The organism is Gemmatimonadota bacterium (genome assembly GCA_009841265.1).
Taxonomy (GTDB): domain Bacteria; phylum JAAXHH01; class JAAXHH01; order JAAXHH01; family JAAXHH01; genus JAAXHH01.
The window spans coordinates 322,936-346,134 of the sequence record VXMB01000001.1; the positions used below are offsets into that span (position 1 = coordinate 322,936).

18 protein-coding genes and 1 pseudogene are annotated in these 23,199 nt (G+C 64.5%); 9 read left to right on the top strand and 10 right to left on the bottom strand.

Translation table 11 applies throughout. From position 1 onward, the window contains the following. Nucleotides 1-26 precede the first annotated feature (26 nt). Entirely contained in the window at nucleotides 27-2,816 is a 2,790-nt protein-coding gene (gene acnA / locus F4X08_01285; protein MYD24436.1) for an aconitate hydratase AcnA, read from the bottom strand. Nucleotides 2,817-3,052: 236 nt separating this feature from the next. Here acnA and F4X08_01290 point away from each other — a divergent pair, with 236 nt between their 5' ends. From F4X08_01290 to truA, 6 genes and pseudogenes are all read left to right on the top strand, one after another. Beyond that, nucleotides 3,053-4,015, top strand: a complete 963-nt coding sequence (locus F4X08_01290) for a DUF1207 domain-containing protein (protein MYD24437.1) — start codon at nucleotides 3,053-3,055, stop codon at nucleotides 4,013-4,015. 12 nt (nucleotides 4,016-4,027) lie between these two features. Continuing rightward, nucleotides 4,028-5,218, top strand: a complete 1,191-nt coding sequence (locus F4X08_01295; protein ID MYD24438.1) for a threonine synthase — start codon at nucleotides 4,028-4,030, stop codon at nucleotides 5,216-5,218. Nucleotides 5,219-5,479: 261 nt separating this feature from the next. Beyond that, nucleotides 5,480-5,638, top strand: a pseudogene (locus tag F4X08_01300) (type II toxin-antitoxin system HicB family antitoxin). 195 nt (nucleotides 5,639-5,833) lie between these two features. Next, the gene (locus F4X08_01305) at nucleotides 5,834-7,084 is read left to right on the top strand and encodes an asparagine synthetase B (protein ID MYD24439.1); all 1,251 of its coding nucleotides are present in this window, start codon (nucleotides 5,834-5,836) and stop codon (nucleotides 7,082-7,084) included. 381 nt (nucleotides 7,085-7,465) lie between these two features. Continuing rightward, the gene (locus F4X08_01310; protein MYD24440.1) at nucleotides 7,466-8,287 is read left to right on the top strand and encodes an energy-coupling factor transporter transmembrane protein EcfT; all 822 of its coding nucleotides are present in this window, start codon (nucleotides 7,466-7,468) and stop codon (nucleotides 8,285-8,287) included. Nucleotides 8,288-8,335: 48 nt separating this feature from the next. Beyond that, a complete protein-coding gene (gene truA, locus F4X08_01315; protein MYD24441.1) occupies nucleotides 8,336-9,082 on the top strand; it encodes a tRNA pseudouridine(38-40) synthase TruA in 747 nt (248 codons plus the stop codon). Here truA and F4X08_01320 read toward each other — a convergent pair. The 8 genes from F4X08_01320 to F4X08_01355 form a co-directional block, all read right to left on the bottom strand. Beyond that, nucleotides 9,058-9,924 carry an RNA methyltransferase gene (locus F4X08_01320; GenBank protein ID MYD24442.1) on the bottom strand — a complete coding sequence of 289 codons (867 nt, stop codon included), beginning with the start codon at nucleotides 9,922-9,924 and terminating at the stop codon, nucleotides 9,058-9,060. The genes truA and F4X08_01320 overlap by 25 nt on opposite strands. 99 nt (nucleotides 9,925-10,023) lie before the next feature. Then, entirely contained in the window at nucleotides 10,024-10,179 is a 156-nt protein-coding gene (locus F4X08_01325) for a CcmD family protein (GenBank protein MYD24443.1), read from the bottom strand. Between the two features lie 85 nt (nucleotides 10,180-10,264). Next, entirely contained in the window at nucleotides 10,265-10,993 is a 729-nt protein-coding gene (locus F4X08_01330; GenBank protein MYD24444.1) for a cytochrome C assembly protein, read from the bottom strand. Next, nucleotides 10,990-11,661 (bottom strand): ABC transporter permease subunit, encoded by a 672-nt coding sequence (locus F4X08_01335; protein MYD24445.1) that lies wholly within the window; start codon nucleotides 11,659-11,661, stop codon nucleotides 10,990-10,992. Before F4X08_01335 ends, F4X08_01330 begins: the two co-directional genes overlap by 4 nt. Nucleotides 11,662-11,742: 81 nt before the next feature. Then, nucleotides 11,743-12,453, bottom strand: coding sequence for a heme ABC exporter ATP-binding protein CcmA (ccmA, locus tag F4X08_01340; protein ID MYD24446.1), 711 nt, complete (start codon nucleotides 12,451-12,453; stop codon nucleotides 11,743-11,745). Then, a complete protein-coding gene (locus F4X08_01345; GenBank protein MYD24447.1) occupies nucleotides 12,446-13,633 on the bottom strand; it encodes a carboxypeptidase regulatory-like domain-containing protein in 1,188 nt (395 codons plus the stop codon). Before F4X08_01345 ends, ccmA begins: the two co-directional genes overlap by 8 nt. A gap of 10 nt (nucleotides 13,634-13,643) precedes the next feature. Continuing rightward, nucleotides 13,644-14,084: a zinc ribbon domain-containing protein gene (locus F4X08_01350; protein MYD24448.1), complete on the bottom strand. Its 441-nt coding sequence runs from the start codon at nucleotides 14,082-14,084 to the stop codon at nucleotides 13,644-13,646. Nucleotides 14,085-14,411: 327 nt separating this feature from the next. Beyond that, nucleotides 14,412-14,885, bottom strand: a complete 474-nt coding sequence (locus F4X08_01355) for a cytochrome c maturation protein CcmE (protein ID MYD24449.1) — start codon at nucleotides 14,883-14,885, stop codon at nucleotides 14,412-14,414. 291 nt (nucleotides 14,886-15,176) lie between these two features. Between F4X08_01355 and F4X08_01360 the strand changes: the two genes are divergently transcribed. Genes F4X08_01360 through F4X08_01370 form a run of 3 tightly spaced genes read left to right on the top strand, consistent with a single transcriptional unit; the run spans nucleotide 15,177 to nucleotide 18,118 of the window. Next, on the top strand, nucleotides 15,177-16,094 hold the full coding sequence (locus tag F4X08_01360; protein ID MYD24450.1) for a MoxR family ATPase: 918 nt from the start codon (nucleotides 15,177-15,179) through the stop codon (nucleotides 16,092-16,094). Continuing rightward, on the top strand, nucleotides 16,075-17,310 hold the full coding sequence (locus F4X08_01365) for a VWA domain-containing protein (GenBank protein ID MYD24451.1): 1,236 nt from the start codon (nucleotides 16,075-16,077) through the stop codon (nucleotides 17,308-17,310). Before F4X08_01360 ends, F4X08_01365 begins: the two co-directional genes overlap by 20 nt. A gap of 10 nt (nucleotides 17,311-17,320) precedes the next feature. Beyond that, complete coding sequence (locus tag F4X08_01370) at nucleotides 17,321-18,118, top strand: DUF4159 domain-containing protein (protein MYD24452.1); 798 nt, start codon at nucleotides 17,321-17,323, stop codon at nucleotides 18,116-18,118. A gap of 70 nt (nucleotides 18,119-18,188) precedes the next feature. Here F4X08_01370 and F4X08_01375 read toward each other — a convergent pair whose 3' ends face one another. Then, the gene (locus F4X08_01375; GenBank protein MYD24453.1) at nucleotides 18,189-22,661 is read right to left on the bottom strand and encodes a hypothetical protein; all 4,473 of its coding nucleotides are present in this window, start codon (nucleotides 22,659-22,661) and stop codon (nucleotides 18,189-18,191) included. Between the last annotated feature and the right edge of the window lie 538 nt (nucleotides 22,662-23,199).

Consider the following 23,199-nt stretch of genomic DNA (forward strand, 5'->3'; position numbering starts at 1 on the left):
TTATCTTGTTTTTTCAGGACGTTCCGCTATGCTCCCGATTTCAGCAGGCCTCGCAGCACATATTGCAGAATGCCGCCGTGGCGGTAGTATTCCACCTCGACCGGGGTGTCGATGCGCACGATGGTGTTGAATGTTCTCGTGGCGCCGTCCGCGGCGGTCACGCGGACACGGACGCGCTGCCGGGGGGTGATGCCGCCCTCGATCCCCTCGAAGTCGTAGGTCTCGAAACCGGTCAGCCCGAGCGATTCGGCGCTGTCCCCCTCCTCGAACTGGAGGGGCAGGATGCCCATGCCGATGAGGTTGCTGCGGTGAATGCGTTCGTAGCTTTCCACGATCACGGCCCGGACGCCGAGGAGATTGGGCCCCTTGGCGGCCCAGTCCCGGGATGAGCCGGATCCGTATTCCTTGCCGGCGATCACGATCAGCGGGGTATCCGATGCGCGGTACGCCATGGCTGCATCATAGATGGCGACCGGTTCGCCGTCGGGCGCGGTCTTCGTCCAGCCGCCCTCCGTGCCCGGCGCCAGGCGGTTGCGCAGCCGGATGTTGGCGAAGGTGCCCCGCATCATGACTTCGTGGTTGCCCCGCCGCGCCCCGTATGAGTTGAAGTCCTTCGGCGCCACGCCGCGCTCGACCAGGTACCGGCCCGCGGGGCTGTCGGCCTGGATCGAACCGGCCGGCGAAATGTGGTCCGTCGTGACGGAATCGCCGAGTACCGCCAGCACGCGGGCGCCGGGTATGTCCGTGATCTCGCCGGGTTCAGCCGGCATGTCGTCGAAGTAGGGCGGGAGCTTGACGTAGGTGGAAACTTCGTCCCAGGCATAGGACTCGCCGCTCGTCGCGGCCAGTTCCGCCCAGCGGTCGTCGCCCGTGAAGACGTCGGCGTAGATCGACTGGAACATCTCCCGGCGCACGGAGGCGCGCACGGCCTCCCGCACTTCCCCGGGTGTGGGCCAGATGTCCCGGAGATAAACGTCGTCGCCCTTCGGGTCGGTTCCGATGGGCTCGTTGTACAGGTCCACGTCCATGCGGCCGGCCAGAGCGTAGGCCACCACGAGCGGCGGCGAGGCCAGGTAATTGGCCTTGACGATGGGGTTCACGCGGCCTTCGAAATTCCGGTTGCCGCTCAGTACCGCGGCCGCGACCAGGTCGGATTCCCGCACCGCGTCACCGATGGGAGCGGGCACGGGGCCGCTGTTGCCGATGCACGTGGTGCAGCCGTAGCCCACGACGTGGAACCGGAGCTGCTCGAGGTAGGGAAGGAGGCCCATGTCTTCCAGGTAACGGGTCACGACCTGCGAGCCCGGCGCGAGGCTGGTCTTCACCCAGGGCCGGGTGGACAGGCCCCTTTCGACGGCCTTCTTCGCCAGGACGCCGGCGGCCGCGAGCACGGCCGGGTTGGACGTGTTCGTGCAGCTGGTGATCGCCGCGATCACCACCGAGCCGTGTCCCAGATTGAAGGACGATCCACCCATGTCGACAGGCGTTTTTTTTGTCAGTGTGCCCATCTCGCCGGGTGCGTGTCCGTTGCCGTCCACCCACTGCTCGACGGTCTCGTCGGCCAGGTCCGGGTTCTCGTCGGCCAGCATGGCGGCCAGTTCCTTCCGGAACGACGGCTTGACGCTGGACAGCGACACGCGGTCCTGGGGCCTGCGGGGACCCGCCATGCTCGGTTCGACGGTGCCGAGGTCGAGTTCCAGGGTGTCGGAAAAGACCGGGTCGGGGGTGCCGTGCGTCCTGAACAGGCCCTGTGCTTTCGTATAGGCTTCCGCCAGTTCGATCTCGCCTGCGTCGCGGCCGGTCAGTTCCATGTAGGAGAGCGTCTCGCCGTCCACCGGAAAGAACCCCACGGTGGCGCCGTATTCGGGGGCCATGTTGGCGATGGTGGCCCGGTCGGGCAGGGACAGGCTGTCCAGTCCGGGACCGCAGAATTCGACGAACTTGCCGACGACGCCGTGTGCCCGGAGCATCTGGGTCACCGTCAGGACCAGGTCCGTCGCCGTGGCCCCGGCCGGGAGGGCGTCGGTCATCCTGAACCCCACCACGGAAGGGATGAGCATCGATACCGGCTGGCCGAGCATGGCCGCTTCCGCCTCGATGCCGCCCACGCCCCAGCCGACCACGCCGAGCCCGTTGATCATGGTCGTATGGGAGTCCGTCCCCACCAAGGTGTCGGGATAGGCGATCGATTCGCCGTCCCGCTCCCGGGCGAAGACCACCTTGGCCAGGTACTCGAGGTTGACCTGGTGCACGATGCCCGTGCCGGGCGGTACCACGCGGAAGTTGTCGAAGGCCTGCTGTCCCCACTTGAGGAAGCGGTAACGCTCCAGGTTCCGGTCGAACTCGCGGTCCACGTTGGCTGCGAAGGCGCGGTGGGAACCGAACTCGTCCACCTGGACGGAGTGGTCGATGACCAGGTCCACGTCCTGCAGGGGATTGATGCGGTCGGCCGCGCCGCCCAATTTCCGAATGGCGTCCCGCATGGCGGCCAGGTCGACGACGGCCGGCACGCCCGTGAAGTCCTGCATCAGCACCCGCGCCGGGCGGAAGGCGATCTCCCGTTCGGAGGGCCCGCCCGCGACGCTTCTGGCGACGGCGGCCACGTCTTCGGCGGAGACCGACACGCCGTCTTCGTGGCGCAGCAGGTTCTCCACCATGACCTTGAGGGAAAAGGGAAGGCGCGATATGTCTCCGGCGCCGCCTTCCTCGGCCCTTGAAAGCGAGTAGAAGGTACTGGCGCTTCCTCCCGCGTTCAATGCGGCACGGGCACCGAAGCTGTTCAGGTTACGCGGCACTGTTGCCTGTCTCCCGTTCATCGACGCATGGATTTTTCAAGAATCCTCAAACTAACGGCTTCAACCGGTCGGTGTCAAGGACATTCCCGTAGCCGGCCACGCCCGATATGCCCGTTCCATCGGGGTTTGCGGCAGATACAGATGTCTTGACACCGGGTGTGTCCCATCCTATCATCGGTACGCTCTGAATCCTAAGATCCCGGATTTCACCACGACGCGTACCGACTGCGTTCTATCGTTCATAACCCGTTGATATCATGGCGTTTATTTCCACTATCCTGCGAAGGTTCCCGTGGTTCGCCGGCATGGGCCTTCTGTACCTTGCCGTGAGCCCGGCCGTTGACGCGGCGGACGCATCCGGCGGGACCTGGCGCTTCGCCGCCCCTCAGCAGCGGCTGTTCCGCCCGCTGCTGGCCGACCCGACCGAGGCGCGCATGGCGGTTACGTCCAACCTGGGTGACAGGCTGAACGGCGACATCGGCGGTTCCTGGGAGGCCGCCGACTATGCGTGGAACGGGAACGGCGGGCTGCGGTTCAGGACCGGGATCCATGCCGGCGTCTTCTCGAAGCTGCGCCGATCGGGAACGACCTTCCCCCTCGAGACCGCCGACTACCTGATCGGCTTCCACGCGGACCTGGGCAACGACCGAACCACCGGGCGGTTCGAATACGCCCACGTGAGCGCCCACCTGGCCGACGGGTACGAAGGGTACGGCGGGTACAAAGGGTACGAAGGGCCGAGCCACGCGGACCAGTCGGGCAAGGCGGACAAGGCAGACCGAACCATGCGGACCAGGCGGACCATGACCTACAGCCGGGAGTATTTCACGGTGTACGGCGCCCGCGAGTTGCGTTTCGCGCCAGGATCCGCCGTCGGATCCGCGATCGGTTCCGCCCGCGTCTACGGCAGCCTGCGGTGGTCGAACCACGCCATCCCAAACGTGCGGCGGTGGCGGGTCCAGGGCGGCGCCGAACTGGTCTTCCGTCCCCTCTCGGGCGATGGCGGCGCAACCCGGGCCTACCTGGCCTGCGACGTGCGGCTGTTCCGGGACGGGGACATCTCGGTCAACCGTACCGCCCACGCGGGTCTGCTGTTTCACAACGTGGCTTCACGGGGCCTTCGCATCGCCTTCGTATACCACGGGGGCCGCAGCGAGCACGGACAGTTCCATCACCTGGAGGACGACTACGCGGGGATCGGGCTGTTCTTCGACCTGTGAGAAGGAACGTTCATGAGCTTCCTCATCCACCTGGAATGCAGCGACTGCGGCAAGCGGATGTCGGCGGACCGGTTGCGGAACCTGTGCCCCGACTGCGGACGGCCGCTGCTCGCTCGGTACGACACCGAAGAAGCAGGCAAGGCATTGACCCCGGACATCCTGGCGATGCGCGAACCGACCCTGTGGCGCTACCGCGAGATGCTCCCCGTACGCGACCGGACGGCAATCGTCACACTGGGCGAGGGCGGCACGCCCCTGATGCATGCCCACCGCCTGGGTGAACGGCTGGGCATGGACGGGCTCTACATCAAGGACGAATCCGCCAATCCCACCGGCTCGTTCAAGGCCCGGGGCCTGGCCATGGCGGTATCCCGTGCCCTGGAACTCGGGGCGGAATCCCTGGCCATCCCCTCCGCCGGCAACGCGGCGGGCGCGCTGTCGGCCTACGGCGCCAGGGCGGGCATCCCCGTGCACGTGTTCATGCCCCGGGACACGCCCCGGTCCTTCATCGTGGAGTGCCGAGCCCACGGCGCGTCGGTGGAACTCGTGGACGGCCTGATCACGGATTGCGGCAAGCTTGTGTCCGCACGGAAAGACGCGGAAGGCTGGTTCGACGTCTCCACCCTGAAGGAACCCTACCGCGTGGAGGGCAAGAAGACCATGGGGTACGAACTGGCCGAACAGTGCGGATGGGTCCTGCCGGACGCGATCCTCTACCCCGCGGGGGGCGGGACCGGACTGATCGGCATGTGGAAGGCCTTCTCCGAGATGGAAGCCCTCGGGTGGATCGGGCCGGAGCGGCCCCGCATGGTCGCGGTGCAGGCCTCAGGATGCCAGCCCATCGTCCGGGCCTGGGAACAGCAGTGGCCGGACGCCCCGGAGTGGGAGAACGCCCGCACGCTCGCCAGTGGGCTGCGCGTGCCCGCCGCCGTGGGGGACAAACTGATGCTGGCCGCAATCCGGGAGAGCGGAGGAGACGCGGTGGCCGTTCCCGACGGCGACATGGTGCGCGGCGTGCGGGAGATCGGGGCCTGCGAGGGCATCTTCGCGGCGCCCGAAGGCGGCGCAGTGCTGGCCGGACTGCGAAAGTTGATCGCGCTGGGACGCATCGACCGGTCCGACCGGGTGGTGCTTTTCAATACGGGCAGCGGGCACAAGTACGTGGACAACCTGGATGCGTTGCACGGCGACCAGGACGCCTGAGGTTTTTTTCGCACCGGTTGCTAGATTGCAGTTCACGCTCCGACTACTCATTATACAGGGCCGCTCTAAATATAACAGGGCCGCTGTAAACTACGTTACCCATGCGGGTTCGAATCCGTGAGGCGATAACGGGGTACGCGATCTGTTTCCGTTGACCATGGGGAAAACCCGCGTCATATTTTACCAGCGGACGGTGCCGCTGGGCTGCTTCCAACGGTCCGTATGGCCCGCACGGTCCGCGCAATCGAAGAGAAGATCACCATGAAGACCAGAGTTACCGTTGTCATTGAAACTGACGGCGAACAGTTCCATGCGTTCTGCCCTGCATTGCCCGGTATCCACAGCAATGCGCCCACGTTCGAGGAAGCCCGTGATCGGACGATACCTGCGATAGAACGGTATCTGGACTTTCTGGACGAGCAGGGAGGTCCAAATCCCGTGGGGCCGGACCTGAATATGGATGCAGGCAAGGAGATCATCCATTTCCTGCCCAGTTCGACCGAATCGACCATCCAGAGCGTCGAGGTTCCCTGGCCGTCAGACGATCCTCGCTAGCATGACGGCTCAATGAGTCGTCCTTCCGGTCCATCCTGCTTTCATCTCAAACGATAAAACATGCGTCGACTAACCTTCCTGTTCGCACTGCTCTTCCTCCTGCCGGCCCCCGCCAGCGCCCAGAAGATGCTCATCTTCATGGACCTGGAACAGCAGGACCATCTCAAGGCCTACGGCATCGCCTTTCAGGCTCTGGAGCAGGGCTATACCGTCGAATGGCTGCTGAACTACCGCGGCGGGTCCTTCGTCATGGACCCCACGGCCGACCGCGTGCGGTCCTGCCACCTGCGGGGCGTGAGCTTCCAGGTGATCGACGGCGCGGAACTGGTCCGGATCTACGCCGAAATCGAGGAAAGCAACATGGACCGGGTGCTGCTTGAAAAAGCGCCCGAAATCGCCGTATACACCCGGCCCGACCAGCGACCGTGGGACGATGCCGTGACCCTGGCGCTGGAATACGCCGAGGTGCCCTACGGGAAGATCTTCGACCAGGAGGTGCTGGACGGAACGTTGAAGCAATACGACTGGCTGCACCTGCACCACGAGGATTTCACCGGGCAGTACAGCAAGTTCTACAGCTATCACCGCACGCCATGGTACCAGCAGCAGCAGGCCACCGACGAGGCCCTGGCGCGGAGCCTGGGATATCCCTCGGTCGCGGAGGCCAAGAAGGCCGTGGCACAGGGCATCAAGTCCTACGTGGGGAACGGCGGTTTTATTTTCGCCATGTGCGCGGCGACGGAAACCCTGGAGATTGCGCTGGCCTCGGCCCAAACCGACATCGTGGCGCCGGAGTACGACCACACTCCCGTCGATCCGGAAGCCCAGTCCAGGCTGGACTTCGGCCAGACCTTCGCCTTCGAGAACTTCACGCTGCAGCTGAACCCGCTCGTCGGTTCCTTTTCCAACATCGACGTGAACCAGGTCAACGCCGGAAAGGTACTGACCGGACCCTTCACCCTCTTCGATTTCTCGGCCAAGTACGACCCGGTGCCCACCATGCTCACGCAGAACCACGTAAACTACATCGCCGGCTTCTACGGCCTGTCCACTTCCTTCCACCGCGACGTGCTCAAGCGCACCGTGGTCGTCCTCGCCGAAGAAGCCGGGACCGACCACGTCAAGTACCTCCACGGCAACTACGGGATGGGGACGTTCACCTTCTACGGGGGGCACGATCCGGAGGACGAGGAGCACCTGGTGGGCGATCCGCCGACCAATCTCGCCCTCCACAAGAACTCCCCCGGTTACCGGCTCATCCTGAACAACGTCCTCTTTCCCGCGGCCAAGAAGAAGAAACGCAAAACCTGACTGCAATCCCTGCTGAAATTCAAAAACACTTGCAGATCCGCGCCGCATCGGGTATAATGACTGTTACCTCACACAGGTTTCCAGCAAAGTCATTTTAAAAGAACCTTTGCTATACCATAGGGAATCCTGCTCCGGGTATCAATGGCATGCCTCACCAGAACGGAGGACGTCAGAACTGCCCGGGGGGACAACCACTGTTCCGAACAGGTTCTCCTAAAAATACTTATGCTCGCCTGTGTGGGGTATTTTATTGCCTGAACGCGACCGTGGAGCGTCGACCGTGGAGCGTGACGTTCCCGTCCTTCGCGGCCTGCTCTTCCCGGTCCGCTTGGCGCGCCTGGCTCATCCCGCCTTGCAGATGATTTCAGTACAAGAACCCCCATGCTCCAGAACCTGACGCTGGGACAGTACTATCCCGGCGAATCTTCCATTCACCGGCTGGACCCGCGCACGAAGCTGTGCGGTGCCCTGGCGCTGATGGCCGCGCTGATCTGGATAAAGACCCTGCCGTTGTTTTTTTTCATGCTGGCCGTGGTCGCGGTCCTGGTGCGGATCTCCGGCGTTCCGCTCCATCTGCCGCTGAACAACCTGAAGGCCTTCCGGGTCATTCTGATCATCACCTTCGCGGCGCATGCGTGCTTCACGCCGGGAGAAGCCGTGATCATCGCGGGATACACCGTGCCGGGACCCACCTGGGAGGGGATGTTCCAGGGGGCGGTGTTCAGCATGCGTTTGGTGGTCATCATGCTGATCGCGGCGCTGTTGATGCTGACCACGGCACCGCTGGACGTCTCGGACGGCATCGAGCGGCTGCTCAAGCCCCTGGAACGGTTCGGACTGCCCGCCCATGAGCTGGCCATGATGATGGTCATCGCCCTGCGGTTCATCCCGACGCTGGTGGAGGAAGCAGACCGCCTGCAGAAGGCCCAGGCCGCCCGGGGCGCGGACTTCACCGGCAATCCGATCCGGCGCGTCCGGAAGATGACCGCCCTGCTGGTGCCCCTCATGCTCTCGGCCTTCCGGCGGGCGGAGGAACTGGCCGTCGCCATGGAATCCCGCTGCTACCGGGGCGGCGCCGGACGCACGCAGTTCCGCGTCATGGCCCTGGCCCGGAACGACTTCGTGGCCATCGCGGCGGTGACGGCCCTGCTCGTCCTCGGCGCGGCCTTCAACCGCATTGGTCCCGTCGACCATCTGTTCTGATCCACTGTTATACTCACCACTATACTTCTTCACCACTCCCCAACCGCCATGCGTACCCTGGTCCTCACGATCGAATACGACGGCACCGACTTCCTCGGCTGGCAGCTCCAGCCCGACGGGCGGACCGTTCAGGGCGTCCTGGAGGAAGCGATGCGCACCATCCTGCGGGCCGACCTCCGGGCGACCGCGGCGGGACGCACGGACGCCGGGGTGCACGCCACCGGGCAGGTCGTCCACTTCAGGACGGATTCGGACATGGTGGTGGACCGGCTGAAGAAGGGGCTGAATGGGGTGCTGCCGCCGGACGTGCGTGTCCTCGAAGCCACGCAGGCGCGCGATGATTTCCATGCCCGGTTCAGCGCGGTGGGACGACGGTACGTTTACCGGATCATCCGGCGCCCGAGCGCCATGCGAAGGCACCAGGCCTGGCACGTGGCCTACCCGGTGGACGTGGACGCCATGTGCCGGGCCTGCGCTCCCCTGTTGGGCCGCCACGACTTCACTTCCTTCTGCCAGGCCACGTCGACGGCCGACGGCACAATTTGCGAGGTGCGGGAACTGGAATGGATCGAGGCGGAGGACGAACTCCGCCTGCGCATCGAGGCGAACCGTTTTCTCCACCACATGGTGCGGACAATCGTGGGCACGGCCGTGGATATCGGCCGGGGTCGGTGGCCGGAGAGCGTCATGGCGGAGATGCTGGCGGCGAAAGACCGTCGTGCCGCAGGCGCCAATGCCCCGGCCCACGGGCTATGCCTCGAGGCGGTGCGCTATCCTTCCGAATTCGGGATCTGAGGGTCGGACTGACCGGGTGGGCCGGACTGACCGGGCGGACCGGGTGGATCAGGCGGACCAGAGGATTCCGGCGGACCGGGCGATGCCGAGCGGCGATCCACATACGCGTCGATCTCGTCGCATACCTTGTGCAGCACGGCGACGTCGCGCTGCTCCAGCCGCAGGCTGCGGCGCAGGACGCGGCGGATGGTGCGCAGGAAGGTCTCCTCGTTCGGCGTGGACTCAAAACCGATCCGGAGCAGCGCCTCGTGCACGCGCCGTGTAACACGCTCCACGGCCCGGTGATCCGCCAGGCGCACCTCGGAAGGGGGCGGCGCCTCGCCACTGTGGCGAAAGAGTTCGTACGCGCAGACCATGACCGACTGGGCCAGGTTGAGGGAAGGGTAGGCTGTTGCCGCGGGGATCCGGGCGATGACGTTGCAACGTTGGAGCTCGTCGTTCAGCAGGCCGCGGTCTTCCCGCCCGAAGAGAATGCCGCAGGGCTGGTTCCGTGCCACGGCGGAAAGCTCGGCGCAGGCCGCTTCCACAGGCTGTATGGGGCTCAGCCAGATTCCGCGGGTGCGGTTGGTCGTGCCGACGACGAGGGCGAGATCATTCACCGCCTCGTCCAGCGCCGGGACGACGCGGGCGTTGTCGAGGATCTCCCCGGCGCCGTGGGCCATCCAGCGGGCCTCGGCCTCGTGGCGGAATTCGACCGGATCGACCAGGACGAGGCGGGAAAGCCCCATGGTCGTCATGGCCCTGGCGACGGCGCCGATGTTCCCCGGCACTTTCGGTTCTACGAGAATGATGTGTATGTGCGAGAAATAGTCCGGCGCGGTACTTTCCGTTCGATCGGCCATGGGTCAGATCCGGGTCAGGTCCGAGTCAAGTCCGGGTCAGGTCCGGGGCCGGACCAGCGTCAGGCCAGCGTCAGCTTCGGGCCAGCGTCAAGCCCGTCCCTACTCTTTCGACTCCAGCTCCTCCACGGCGGCCTTCAGTTCAGCGATCTCCGCCTCCAGCTTCTTTTCGCGGCCGGCGATCGTGAAGAGGTACAGGAACAGCCCGACCCATATCAGCGTGTAGGCGGAAAACAGGTACCAGAAGTTCTGATCCACGGTTCAAACGCTCCTTTTTTACTCAAGTCCCCGCACGATTATCTCTCGAGTTCGCTGCGCCTCGGGCGCTTATACGTACAGGCCCTCAAATCCCCACGGTGCCGGGATGCCGGTGCTCCACGCGTTCCCGCAGGGCCTCGGTCTCGTCGCGCAGCCGCTCCAGCGCCATCCGCCGGCTCATGAGATAGAAGAACAGGAGGGTGAAGACAACCGCCGATACGCCCAGCGCGATGCGCATGTCCACTTCCATGCCCGCGCCGAGGCCTTCCTCCGTCATGACCAGGGAGTCGGGATGCAGGCCCCGCCACCACAGGGTCGCGAAGTGGATGAAGGGGATGTCGATGGTACCGAGGATGCCCAGCACGGCGAGGAAAGTCTTCACCTGCGGAAGGTCGTCGCCGTAGACGCGCAGCATCAGGTAGGCGACGTAGATGAGCCAGAGGATCATGGAAAAGGTGAGCCGGGGGTCCCAGGTCCACCACGTGCCCCACACGGGCTTGCCCCAGATCGGCCCGGTGATCATGACGAAGCAGCAGAAGACGAATCCGACCTCCGCGGCGCTGTAGGCCACGATGTCCCACCTGCGCTCCCGCAGCCACAGGTAGATGACGCTGGAAACGCCCACCAGCACGAAGGCGAACTCCGCGATCCAGGCGGAAGCGACGTGAAAATACATGATCCGCTGCACATCCCCCATGACCCGCTCCCGGGGCGCCCAGATCAGCGACAGGTACAGCGTGGCAACAAGTCCCACGAGGCAGATGAGGCCGAAAGGTGTGATGCGCAGGCGGGCGGCTATGCCGGCCATAATCATTCCTCCACGATGTACTCGAACAGCATGACGGACGCGACCAGGAAGACGACCGTGAAGACCGAAAGCAGCCTGATCCAGTTTGTCATGTCCTGCCAGTCCCCGCCCTCGAAGGTGGTCCGCGTCGTTTCCACCAGCGCGATCAGCACCGGCGAAGCGACGGGCAACAGCAGGACAGGCAGCATGACGTCCCGCATGCGCGTGTTGACGGCCACGGCCGCGAACAGGGTAGCGACGGACGAGAATCCGACGGTTCCCAGAAAGAAGATCACCAACAGTTTAGACAGATACGGCAGGATTGTCATGTTGAAAAACAGGACGAAGAGGGGAAGCACCGCCAGCTGGACCAGGCCGATGAGCGTGACGTTGCCCAGCAGCTTGCCCAGGAAGATGGATCCCCGGTCGATGGGCGCGAGGAGCAGTCCTTCGAAGGTGCCGCGGTCTTTTTCCGGTGAAAAGGACCGGCTGGCGCTCAGCATGCCGGCGAAGGCGAAGGCCACCCAGATCATGCCGGGCGCCACCCGTTGCAGCACGTCCGCCCCCGCGTTGAAGGCGAAGTTGAAGATGATCACGACGATCAGCGAGAAAACGAACATGGTCACAACCCGCTCGCGGGTCCGGTATTCCACAAGCATGTCCTTGCGGTAGATCTGCCAGGACTGGGCGAGCATGGATCTCATCGTTGCGGCAACTCCCGTTACATTTCCGTATTCGGCGGATCGGGCGGACCGGGCGGACCGGACCGGCCGGCTCTACACCGCGTGATCGCGGTAGGTCTGCTCGAAATCCGAGGTCGACAGCTGGCTGGCCTCGGCCTCAAACACCAGCCGTCCATGGTTCAGGATGGCGACGCGGTCGGCGGATTCCAGTCCGCGGACCAGGTCGTGCGTCACCAGGAGGACCGTCTTGTTCCGGGTGGCCAGGACCGTCTTGAGCATGACCATCGCATCCTGGTCCAATCCCGAGTAGGGCTCGTCGAGCAGCAGGATATCCGGATCGTGCAGCAGGGCGCGGGCCAGGGCTACCCGTTGGCGCATGCCGCGCGACAGCGTCCGTACCGGGCTCCCCGACCGGGCCTCCATGCCCACCGTGGACAGCAGTGATCCTATCCGCTCCTCGCGGTTTTCCACCCCGAAGAGCCTCCCGTAGAACCGCAAATTCTCCAGCACGGTCAGTTCGTCGTAGAGATAGGTCTGGAAGGACAGCACGCCGATGCGTTTCCCCAGGTCTTCGTCGCGGTCCTTCGTGATTTCCTCGCCGTCCAGGAACACCTCGCCGCGGGATGGGCGCACGAGCCCGGCAATGATGCCCAGCAGGGTCGACTTGCCCGCGCCGTTGGGGCCGAACAGGGCCAGGAAGGATCCCGGCGCCACGTCCATGTCCACCCGGTGCAGGGCCCGGAAACGCCCGTAGGACTTCGTAAGTTGGCGGATGCTGATGCCAGGGGCGGATCGATCACCCATCGCCGCTCCCGGGTTGGCGCAGCCGGAGCGCCCGGTCCTTGAGGCGGGCGCGGCGGGTCCCGTAGGCGTCCGGGTCCAGTCCTCCCGCCGCGAACTGGTCGTCCAGGGCGGCCAGGGCCTGGACAATCGCGGCGTATTTGCGTTCGTCCTCCGGCGTAAGATCGCTGAGGGCGGGCGGTTCGGCCGGCTGTTCGGGCTTGACGCGGATGCCCACCACCAGCCCCGCGGCCACGATGAGCACCACGAATCCGAGCATACCCCACTTCATGACGTCCTGCCAGGCCAGCACGCTGGGAAAGGCGACTTCCACCGACATGCCTCTGCCCACGCCCACGCGGTTCGAAAGCAGCAGGTATTCGTCGGCGGCGATCTGCTGTACGCCGTCGTTGGTCAGATTGGTGACGGTCACCGTCTGGGTGCTCGGTGAAACCAGCACCTGGACGCGTTCGATGTCATAGTCCATCTGCCGGTTGAACCGGTGATCGATGGATGCCCGGTCCACGTTATAGGCGTAAACGACACGCGAGACCCCGGGGGGTACGGGCGCCGAGAACAGGAGGCCGCGCTCGGTGTGCTGAAGCCCCTCCATCATCGGCTGCAGTCCGAAGGCGGCCGCGGGCAGGTTATAGACGAGGCCCAGCCCCACGCCGGGCGGCGGCGCGAAGGTGAGGATGCCCCGGTTCTCCACCACGATGATTTCCGTGACGTTCAGGATCTCAGGGCCGGCATCGATGACCAGGTGGACCGCGCTGTGGACCAGGGCCGTTTCATCGGTCGTGATTTCGAAGACCTGTAGCAAGGTGTCTATGCGGCCGGTTCCCGGTACGAGGGGGATGTGGCCGGTCAGGTAGGGTATCTCCAGGTACCGGGTGGCGACCACGTAATGCGACCCGTCGGCCCTCAGTCCGGTGAATTCGTAACGCCCGTCACCGTCGGTAACGACCCTCGCAAGGGTCTGATCCGGGCCCTCTTCGGCGCTGTGATTCAGCAGCACCACCTCGTGTCCCGCCATCGGCTGGCCCGTCGTGCCGTTCACGACGGTGAGCCCGATGCTGCCCGTTCCCTGGGCCTGCGCGGTCCGGACCGGACAGAACACGCAGACCGCCAGTGCGGCCCAGGCCGCCAGGAGCGCTCCATAAACAAAAAGCCCCGAAGGGCCGGAAAGCGGACGGTACTTCATGAGGCTACCTCTAGGACAGTTTGCCTCCGCACTGGGCGCAGAACCTGGCCGACGCCGGGTTTTCGGAGCCGCAACCGGCGCAGGTGATAACTTTCAGCGATGCGCCACACTCGATGCAGAATCGGGCGGACTGCTCGTTGACCGTGCGGCAGATCCTGCATTCCTGGACGCGAGCGGACGGAACGGGCCGCGCGTCTTCGGCGGGTGCATCTTCGGCGGGCGCGGAATCGGCGGCCTCAGCTTCACCGGCCACGTCGCCAACGGCCTCGTCTCCAGCAACCTTCTCTTCCGCTGACTCGTCATCGACGGTCACGGGTTCGCCGGACGCCGGGTCACGGCGTTGCCGGATCTCCCGGACCGCCCGCACCGCCTCCTCGATCTGCTCCTCCACGGGCAGGTCGCTGTCGGCGGTCCGGTCCAGTTCGTCCAGCACGTCCGACGCTTCCTTCATGTACTCCTGCCGGAGCGCTTCGTGATCCTCGGCGGCCAGCTTGCCCATGTTGAAGTCGATATTCAGTTCGCGTATGGAAGAATAGATGAAATCCTTCTTCTTCAGCAGGTCGTCCCGGCGGGACCCGGCGGACCTGGCGATCCCGGGGCGGTGGACCGACCGGTCCAGCATAGGACTGATCATGTAGGCGAGGACGCCCAGTGCGAGAAGTCCGCACGCAACCAGTGTCATAGTCTAAGACCGGCTCCTCTCGTGCGCGGCACGGCCGGACAGGCTCCTCTCGTGCTCCTCTCGTGCGCGACACGGCCGGACCGGATTGCCGGCCGGCTAGGATTGGGGAAGCGGTTCAGGCGACTGCGGCTCAGCCTGCTCATACTGGCCGTATCCCCCCTCGGCCTCGTACTTGGACGGACACTTGGCGTACAGCGTATGGGCGGTGAAGGTGCCGTCCCGGCCGTATCCGCCCTCCACGACCACTTCCGAATCGTCCTTGAACGTGTCCGGGACTACGCCGGTGTAGACGACGGGGGCCTCGACACCGCCCTCGTGGGCGACAAAACGGATGCGCATGGTGCCGACGTCGTCACGCTGGATCGATCCGTTTACGACCTTGCCGTGCAGGCGCATGTTCTCGTCGTAGGCCACGTCGCCCGTTTCCACGGCGGCCTTCAGTTCGCTCACGGTGAGGTAGTACATGGTCGCGTCGGTCGCACCGGTATAGATCAGGTAACAGATGGCGGCGATTACCAGGCCGAAGCCCACCAGGAATTTGCGCTGCTTCTTCCGCTTGCGGTCATTCATGGCTTACTCCTGTGTTTTCTGAATTGCGAGACCCCCGCAATATAGACAATGCCGTCCGATTCGGCAAGCACATTTTGGTCTGGAGCATGCGGCCGCGACGGCCCGTGGACAGGGGTCTTCGGCGTCGTGATCACCGGCCGGGCGGGGAGGTAAATGTGCTTGACTATCGCCCCGGCCGCGCCTACCTTACGCCGGAGTCGACGCCCGACGAAATCACGTCCGGGGATCATGGCGCCTGTACTGTAACCTCCCGTTTTCGCGCCCCGATTCGTCTTTGCCTTCAGGAGCATCATGACCGCTTTCACATCTGCCCAGGATGTCATCCAACGCTTCGAAGCCCAGCACTATATCTGCGGACCCGATCTGGCCACGCCCGTGTTCCTCATGGAGCGGCTCGAGAAGCCGCTGCTGGTCGAGGGACCGCCCGGCGTGGGGAAGACGGAGATCGCGAAGATGCTCGCCGGTGCGCTGGGCCGCCGCCTGATCCGCCTGCAGTGCTACGAGGGGCTGGACGAATCCAAGGCCCTATACGAATGGGAATACACCAAGCAGCTGCTGTACACGCAAATGCTCAAGGACCGCATCGGCGAACTGCTGAACAGTACGGACACGCTCGGTAACGCGGTGGAGACGCTCAACCGGGAGGACAGCGCATTCTTCTCCCGGAATTTCCTGCTGCCGCGCCCCCTCCTCGAAGCCATTCTCGCGCCGGAACCTGTCGTCCTCCTGGTCGACGAGATCGACCGGTCGGACGATGAATTCGAGAGCTTCCTCTTGGAGGTGCTGAGCGATTTCCAGGTCAGCATCCCGGAACTCGGCACCCTGACCGCGGCCCGGCGCCCCCTCGTGGTGTTGACGAGCAACGCCAACCGGACGCTTTCCGAGGCGCTCAGACGGCGGTGCCTGTTTCTTTACATCAACTATCCCTCCCTCGAGCAGGAAGTCCGAATCGTCCTTCGCAAGACTCCGGGCATCGACGAGGAGTTGGCCAACCAGGTCGTCCGGTTCGTCCAGAAGATCAGGACGCTCAACATGCGCAAGCCCCCGAGCATCGCCGAAACGATCGACTGGGCGCTGGCGCTGGTGGTCCTGAACGCGCAGCACCTCTCGCGCGACATCCTTTCGAGCACGCTGAACGTCCTGATGAAGGACCGGGAAGACATCGAACGGATCATGCGGGACGGCTACCATGATCAAGCGGCTGGTTGAGTTCGCCAGGCTGCTCAGGCAATCCGGCGTCCGCGTATCCATGGCCGAGACCCTGGACGCCGCCGAAGTACTTCGGCACGCGCAGGTCACCGAACGGCCGGCCTTCAAGGCGTCCCTGCGGACCACCCTGGTCAAGACCCGCGAGGACATCCCCGCCTTCGACGAGGCCTTCGAACGGTTCTTCCTGGTCCAGGTGGGCGAAGACGCGGAGGAGCTCGATGATCCCTGCGGGGAAACCGAAGGGCCGCCCGACGGCCAACCCAACCTCGACGACGGGCAGGAAGAGGGGGACCAGGACATCCGGCGTCTCCAGGATGAGCAGGGCGAGACCGTGGCGGGGGACGGCGAAGGGGACCCTGCGAACGACGACGAGACTGGGGAACTCGAGAGCGAACTGGAGCGGATGCTCGCCCGCGTGCAGGTGGGTGAACAGGCGTCCGACGCGGTTACCGAGCCCGGCACGCAGCCGAACCAGCAGGCGGAGGATGTCGACCTCTACCAGGAACTGCCTCCGGGCGACGTCGAGAACCTGTACGAGGCGGTGGAGGAACTCGCCCGGAACCTGGTGACGCGCAAGTCCCTGCGATTCAGGAAGTCGCGCCATGGCCGTGTGGACATCAAGAAGACGATCCAGCGGAGTTTCCGCACGGGCAATTTGCCCTTTCACATCATTTACAAGCACCGCAAGATCAAGAAGAACGAACTGGTCGTGCTGTGCGACGTTTCGGGATCGGTCTGGGAGGTCGCCCGGTTTTTCATCAAGCTGGTCCACGAAATGCAGAACCAGTTCAGCCGGGCCCGGAGCTTCCTCTTCGTGGACCGGATCAACGAGGTGACGGACGAGTTCGACCGCAGGCCCTTCGAAGAGATCGTCGAGAACATGAAGGACGACCACGCGCTGAATTTCTTCGGCCTGAGCGATTTCGGCAGGGCCTTCTACCAGTTCCACGACGAACATTTGCTGTCCCTCTCCCGGGACACGGTGCTCGTCATCCTGGGCGACGCGCGGACCAACTGGTTCGACCCCCAGGACTGGGTGCTGGGTGAAATCCAGGGAAGGGTCCACCAGACGATCTGGCTGAACCCCGAGCCCGTACAGTACTGGGATACCGACGATTCCGTCATGTCCAGGTACAGCCCGCACTGCGATCACGTGCTGGAATGCCGGAACCTGGCCCAGCTCCAGGATGTCGGCGAACTGATCCTCAGGGCGTGAGCCCGATCGGATGGAAATGAAACGCGCACACCTTCTCAAGCACATCGGCGTGGTCCTTGCAGTCTGCCTGGTCTGCCTGGCCGGTGTGGCGCTGTGGACGACCCGCGGCAGCGGAGATTCCGGCCACGACCTCTTTCTGCGCAATGACTTCACCTTCGGCCGGGTCGTGTACCAGAACTCCGGCGGGTTCTACCGGGGATGGGGATGGGGGCGGTGGTCGGTGGATTTCCCGTCGGCCGACGCCAACGTGATCCGCGCCCTGCGGGCCACGACCTCCCTCAAGATCAACGAACCGCAGGCCGTGGAACTCACCGATTCCGATCTGTTCGATATTCCCTTCCTGTACATCCTGGAAGTCGGATCCCTGCAGTTCAGCCAGGAGGAAGTGGACGCCCTGCGGGAGTATCTGCTGCGCGGCGGGTTCCTGATGGTGGACGATTTCCACGGTTCCCGCCAGTGGGCGAACTGGGAATCCCAGATGAAGCGGGTGTTCCCCGAACGCGACATCGAGGAAGTCCCCGCCGGCCACGCGATATTCCACAGCTACTACGATTTCGACGAGTATCCCCTGGTGCCCGGAACCGCGGCCCTGTGGAGAATGGGTAACTACGAGCAGGACGGCGGGTTGTACGGCCATCGGCTGCGGAGCATAACTGACGACGGCGGCAGGCTCATGGTGCTGATGAACTGGAACGCGGACCTGGGCGACGGCTGGGAACACGCGGCCGATCCCGGGTACCCGCGCGCGTATTCCGTGATCGCGTACCGGCTGGCCGTGAACTACGCCATCTACGCGATGACGCACTGAGCCGGCGCCGGAGAACCCGGCGGTTCGTTGGGGAGGCCTCCCGGTGCCATAGTTCCCGACGAACCATGGATCAGAACCGCCACCGTATCTGTATGCGCAGGCCCTGGTCAACGGATTGCGAGCTCTGGTTTACGGGCTGCGGACCTGCCGGCTCCTGTCGCAGACCTTCCAGGTTCACGGAGAGTCCCGTGATTGTGTCGCGGGACAATTGCAGCCGCGTGCCGACTCGGTACCTCCGCGCCGCGCCTTCGGCCAATTCGGAGCCCGCATAGGGGGTCAACAGTCCCCTGCCGAAAGCCGCGACCCCATAGCCGACTTCCGTGGCCAGACGACCGGTCCGGACCTGCCGGGGTGTCTGCGGCGCGATCCCAGCGGTAGTCTGCCGAGACCACATGCCCTCCACCCCGCTCGCGACCGTACCCCAGGCCGGTGCCAGGGTCATTGACAGTCCGCGTCCCTCAGGGTCCCGGGAAATCTGCAGCCTTCCCGAGGCACCCCATTCCCGGTAATCGCTATCTTCGTGCGCCAGCAGACCCCTGACCGTCCCTTCCACGGTCAGGCCCCACACGGGGTCCGCGTATCGCACCCGTCCGCCCACTTCCAGGCCGAACCCGGTCTCCGCGTCGCCCCGGTCATGCCGCAGGCCCATTTCAATCGTAGGTGTCAGGCGCCGCCCTTCGGCCCATTCGAACCCGCTGGCGCCTTCCAGGATCACCCGCAACCGGTGCGCGTCCACATCCGTACCTGCAAGATTCCCCGCGTGTCCGGTCACCGCATCCGACGTAGTCCGCGTCAGCAAGGCATCCATGCGCGTTGCCAACTGAATCCCCCCTGTGGTCGCCGCCGGCAGCACGATCCCCCGGCCGCCGAACGCCCCCATCAGCAGATTCGCGTCGGTCTGCAGAGCGGCGCTGCCCACCGGGGTCAGGGTCAATTCGCCCCGGCCGTACCCGAACACGCCCCACACGTCCAGCCGATCTTGGACGGCAAACCGCAGGTACGGATGAACGCTCGTCAGCGTCTGGTCCACCGCGCCCCGTCCATGGGTGGCCATGCCTTGAGCGGCCTTGCCCTGCGCGGCATAACTACCGTCGCCGCGGCTGTGCGCCACCGCCACCCCAGTCAGCCACCGATCCCATTCACCATCCACCCCCACGGTGCCCGTGAGCACGTCGCCGTCTACCTGCAAGGCGTCATCGCGCCCGTCAAACCGGGTTACTGCAACCAGGCCCCAGGCGGTCAGGCGCGGGGCCCGGTCCCCCGGTTCCGCTCCGTTCAGGCTCACCCGGAAGTTACTATCCAGGAGAACTCGTCGAAGGTCGAAGCGGTCTCCGAACTGGAAGGTCCGGCTCTGCACCGGTCGGGGGGTGTCTGCTAGCGGGCCGGAGGTATCCGCTGCCAGTCTCCCTCGCTCTGCCGCATAGCCCGGTCCCAAACCAAGAAACCGCACCGCTTCCAGGAGCACCTCCGAGGCGACACTTACTTCCCCCGCATTCCGGGGCACCTCCGATTGGACGCCCCATTCCGCCGCACCTGGCTCGCCAGCGGAAGGGCCCGTCCCATGACCGATCCGGGACGTGCCCCTCCCCTTGTCGCCCAGCGGCAACCGGTAACCGCCGATGACCACTTGCGACCCCTGCCCGGGGCCTGACCGCAATCGATCACCGACCGCGTCAGTGACGTGCGAACTCACGGTCCGGCCGAATCGGGCCAGCCATGCCTGTGGCATGGGATCGCAGTTTTCGATGGTGCCCGTTGCAGTCGCATCCGCGAGGTACGCCCCACTTGGGTTCGACAGGGTCACGGTCATGTATTCGTTGCCCTCGTTGAGGTTGTCGTCAAGCACCGTGACACTGAAGACCTTCCCCTTTACGCCCGGTGCGAAGGTTACGGTCTCGCTCTTCGCGACGTAGTCATCGCCCGCGGTCGCACTGCCGTCGGACGTGCTGATCCGGACCGTCACGGTCTCCGAGGAGACCCGGCTCAGCCTCAAGATGAAATCGAGTGTGGCGCCCGCACCCTCCTCGACCTCGGTGTCCGCCACCGACAGCCCGTGCGGACCCGGGACCGTCACCTTGGCGGGGGTGGACAGCGCCTTGCCGTCCGGCGTGCAGAGGGCATGCGGAAAGTCGCACGAGGCAGAGGCCGGCAGGATTACCGTCACCGTTCCATTGCCCGACGGCTGGACATGGAACTGGAAGAGGTCGCGGCGCTTGTCCACCCGACGCACCATGCGCACCGCACCGCCCGCCGCTGCCAACCGCTGCGTGAGCCTGCGCTGCGCGCCCCCGGATGCCAGCGCCTCGCTGAAACGCACCCGCATCGTGAACACGCTTGACCCGTCGTGCGACGACGGCGCATCTTCGAACGATGCCGTCAGTACCGCCGGCTGCGGCGGCGGTACCGGTTGCGGCGGTGGCACCGGCTGCTGGATGCCGGAGTCCGGCGCGTCCAGGATCTGCAATTGCACCGTGTCGCCGGCGTTCCAGTTCAGATCGGCGTTCCACCACGTCCGCACGTGGTATCCTCCGGCATCGGCGTCCTGGAACGGAAACCGCAACCCGTCGAGCACCAGCACCAGGTTGTTGACCTCGTAGTCCCTGAGTTCCCTGATGCCGCCGAATACGATGGCCAGGATCTCGCCCTGGTCGAGTTGCAGGCGGTCCGACCATCCGGCATGGGTCAACTGCAGGTCGACGATCTCAAACTCCTTCGCCACCCCGCCGGCGTCGGTGCTGACGAACGTGTTGTTTGCCATCACGTCCGGGTCGGAACAGTCGTTGACGTTGTTGGTGCTCGCGCACCCCAATGTCCTGCTGTTCCCGCTGCGGAGAAGCCCTACCGTCAGCGTCGTTTCGAGGAGTGTGCTACTCGCCTCCCGTACCGCCGCCGGCGTCGGCTCGCTCTCGAGCGGCCCCTCGGCTACGCCCCTCGCGTCTGTGAAGCTTACTTTCACCTTGATTTTCTTGCCCACGTCCGCTGCGACGGGTGTGTAGGTGCCCGACGTCGCCCCCGCGATGTCCTGGGGATTGGATATGCCGTCCCCATCCACCCGCACCCACTGCAGATCGTAGTCGTCCGGGAAGGTCCCCGGCAGGCCGCCGCTGTCCTTGATCGTGCCCAGTCCGGCCCTCAAGAGCCCGCCCACCCGGGGGAAGCCGGAGACCGACGGCTGCCCTGTGGCGGCAGTATTGAGCCTGGACAGGCGGACCCCCACCCTGGTGCCGATATCGGCCGCGCCAGCGAGGCGGGTTGCACCGGGGCCGGTGAATGGACGCAGGAGAGGCACGTCCGACAGCGAGCCACCCGGCGGTACGATGAGCGCATCGGTGAAGAACCAGAAACTGGGCGAGGATTGCGCTTCGCTGAACGGCAGGATGAGTTCGCCCGAGTACTTCTGGACGTGCAGCACCAGGTTCCTCGCCGCGTCCGCCGGCAAGGCCGGCTCGGTGATGAGCCACAACGTGTGACTCGATAGTGGAAATGCGATCAAAGACGTGATCGTGTAATTGACGCCCTCGTGGGTGAAGGTAACGTCGTCGAGGCTGCCGTGGCCCGATCCGAATCCGACGCTCTTGGCTCGGCCGAATTCATCGAAGTCGTGTCCCACCGTCAGCACGCCGCACCAGAAGGTGTCCGCGCCGCAGTTCGACACAGCCGCCGGCAGGACCAGTGAGCTTTCGCCGCTGATGCGCGTCTCCTCGGTACCGCCATCGTCGGTGAAGGTGACCCTCACCTTCATGTGGTGGCCCTGGTCGGCCGCGGTCAGCGCGTAGTTGCCCGTGTCTGTACCGACGTTCGTCTCCGTGCCGTCCTCGGTCACCCGGATCCACTGGTAGGCGTAGACGGCCCCGGTCAGCCCGTTGGCGTCCATGATGTCCGACGTCGACGCCGTCAGCGTCATGCCCACCTGCGCCGCACCGATAATCGCCGGGTCTCCCGTGGCGGGGTAGTTCGGCGTGACGGTGCCCCTGATCTTGATCATCACTGACGACGAGTCGTCCCTTGCCCACGATCCGGGATCGATGTAAACGTATCTTGCGTTTCCGATGCTCCAGCCGTCGGCGGCCCCGCTATCCTGGGCGTCCGAAGAGGTAGAATGAATGCTGATCCCCGCGTCATCGGTGCCGGCGGAGTCGCTGATCACGACTGCGTACGTCGTGTTTGCGGAGAGCGTCGAACCGGTCGGCGCCGTGAACGTGGCGACCGAGTCGCTCGTGATCGTCGTTGGGCTGACAAGAACGTACAACAGGTCATTCGGCCGGTTACTAGCGTTGGTCGAATAGATCCGAACCGAGACGTCCGGGTTTTCTACAGTAGTCCTGGTGTTGTAGACGCGCACGCCGACGGTCGTGAGCACGTAACCGGGCCCGTTGCTGCCGGTTCTGAAGGGCTGTGACACACGATTAATGTCTATAAGATAGTACGGCTGGTTCGTGTTGGACACCAGCGTCCGTTCCGTCTGCGCCTGCAAATCGGGAACGAACGGCGCGGAGAGCGCGATGGCCAGGACGGGCAGCAGCGCCGCCGCGGCCATCCGCACCGCTAGTACACGCCGGCGGCGTCCGGCGAGCACACGCCAGCGTCTAGTGCACCGTGTGATGCTGGTCGGCACGCTCGGTATAGACAGGCGGTCACTGGATTTCGGTTCTTGTGTCAACAACTCGTACTTTCTTGTGTCATCGGTCGTCTTGAGTGGGATCAAAACAACCAGCCTCGGTGATTCCTACCCAAGTAGGGAACGCCGCATGGTTCTGTCGTCACGGACATGCGAAACCGGCCGCTGAGTACTCGGCCGGTGAATGCTTTTCGAAATCGGCTTTCACGGCGGCGTTGATGGTCCGTTCCGCTGTGGACTTGACCTGTGGTGGTAACGCTTACACGGTTACCGCCAAAGTTCTGTTATCCATATAGAAATAACATCTAACAAATAGATGATCTTGTTATAAGAAATACTAAATATATTGAGGTTTGAGCAGGTGTCAAAAAAAATGTGCAATCGGCGGATAATATGCGCGACAAGTTGTTTTGGCATTGGGAGTTTACATGCCTTCAGCAACGATTCAGGTTAGCCGCAAGCT

Coding starts and splice junctions, on each gene's coding strand:
- F4X08_01360 (MYD24450.1), top strand. CDS start 15,177: ATGACCGCTTTCACATCTGCCCAGGATGTCATCCAACGCTTCGAAGCC.
- F4X08_01290 (MYD24437.1), top strand. CDS start 3,053: ATGGCGTTTATTTCCACTATCCTGCGAAGGTTCCCGTGGTTCGCCGGC.
- F4X08_01350 (MYD24448.1), bottom strand. CDS start 14,084: ATGAAGGAAGCGTCGGACGTGCTGGACGAACTGGACCGGACCGCCGAC.
- F4X08_01320 (MYD24442.1), bottom strand. CDS start 9,924: ATGGCCGATCGAACGGAAAGTACCGCGCCGGACTATTTCTCGCACATA.
- acnA (MYD24436.1), bottom strand. CDS start 2,816: ATGAACGGGAGACAGGCAACAGTGCCGCGTAACCTGAACAGCTTCGGT.
- F4X08_01295 (MYD24438.1), top strand. CDS start 4,028: ATGAGCTTCCTCATCCACCTGGAATGCAGCGACTGCGGCAAGCGGATG.
- F4X08_01355 (MYD24449.1), bottom strand. CDS start 14,885: ATGAATGACCGCAAGCGGAAGAAGCAGCGCAAATTCCTGGTGGGCTTC.
- F4X08_01370 (MYD24452.1), top strand. CDS start 17,321: ATGGAAATGAAACGCGCACACCTTCTCAAGCACATCGGCGTGGTCCTT.
- F4X08_01330 (MYD24444.1), bottom strand. CDS start 10,993: ATGATTATGGCCGGCATAGCCGCCCGCCTGCGCATCACACCTTTCGGC.
- F4X08_01310 (MYD24440.1), top strand. CDS start 7,466: ATGCTCCAGAACCTGACGCTGGGACAGTACTATCCCGGCGAATCTTCC.
- F4X08_01345 (MYD24447.1), bottom strand. CDS start 13,633: ATGAAGTACCGTCCGCTTTCCGGCCCTTCGGGGCTTTTTGTTTATGGA.
- truA (MYD24441.1), top strand. CDS start 8,336: ATGCGTACCCTGGTCCTCACGATCGAATACGACGGCACCGACTTCCTC.
- F4X08_01365 (MYD24451.1), top strand. CDS start 16,075: ATGATCAAGCGGCTGGTTGAGTTCGCCAGGCTGCTCAGGCAATCCGGC.
- F4X08_01305 (MYD24439.1), top strand. CDS start 5,834: ATGCGTCGACTAACCTTCCTGTTCGCACTGCTCTTCCTCCTGCCGGCC.
- ccmA (MYD24446.1), bottom strand. CDS start 12,453: ATGGGTGATCGATCCGCCCCTGGCATCAGCATCCGCCAACTTACGAAG.
- F4X08_01335 (MYD24445.1), bottom strand. CDS start 11,661: ATGCTCGCCCAGTCCTGGCAGATCTACCGCAAGGACATGCTTGTGGAA.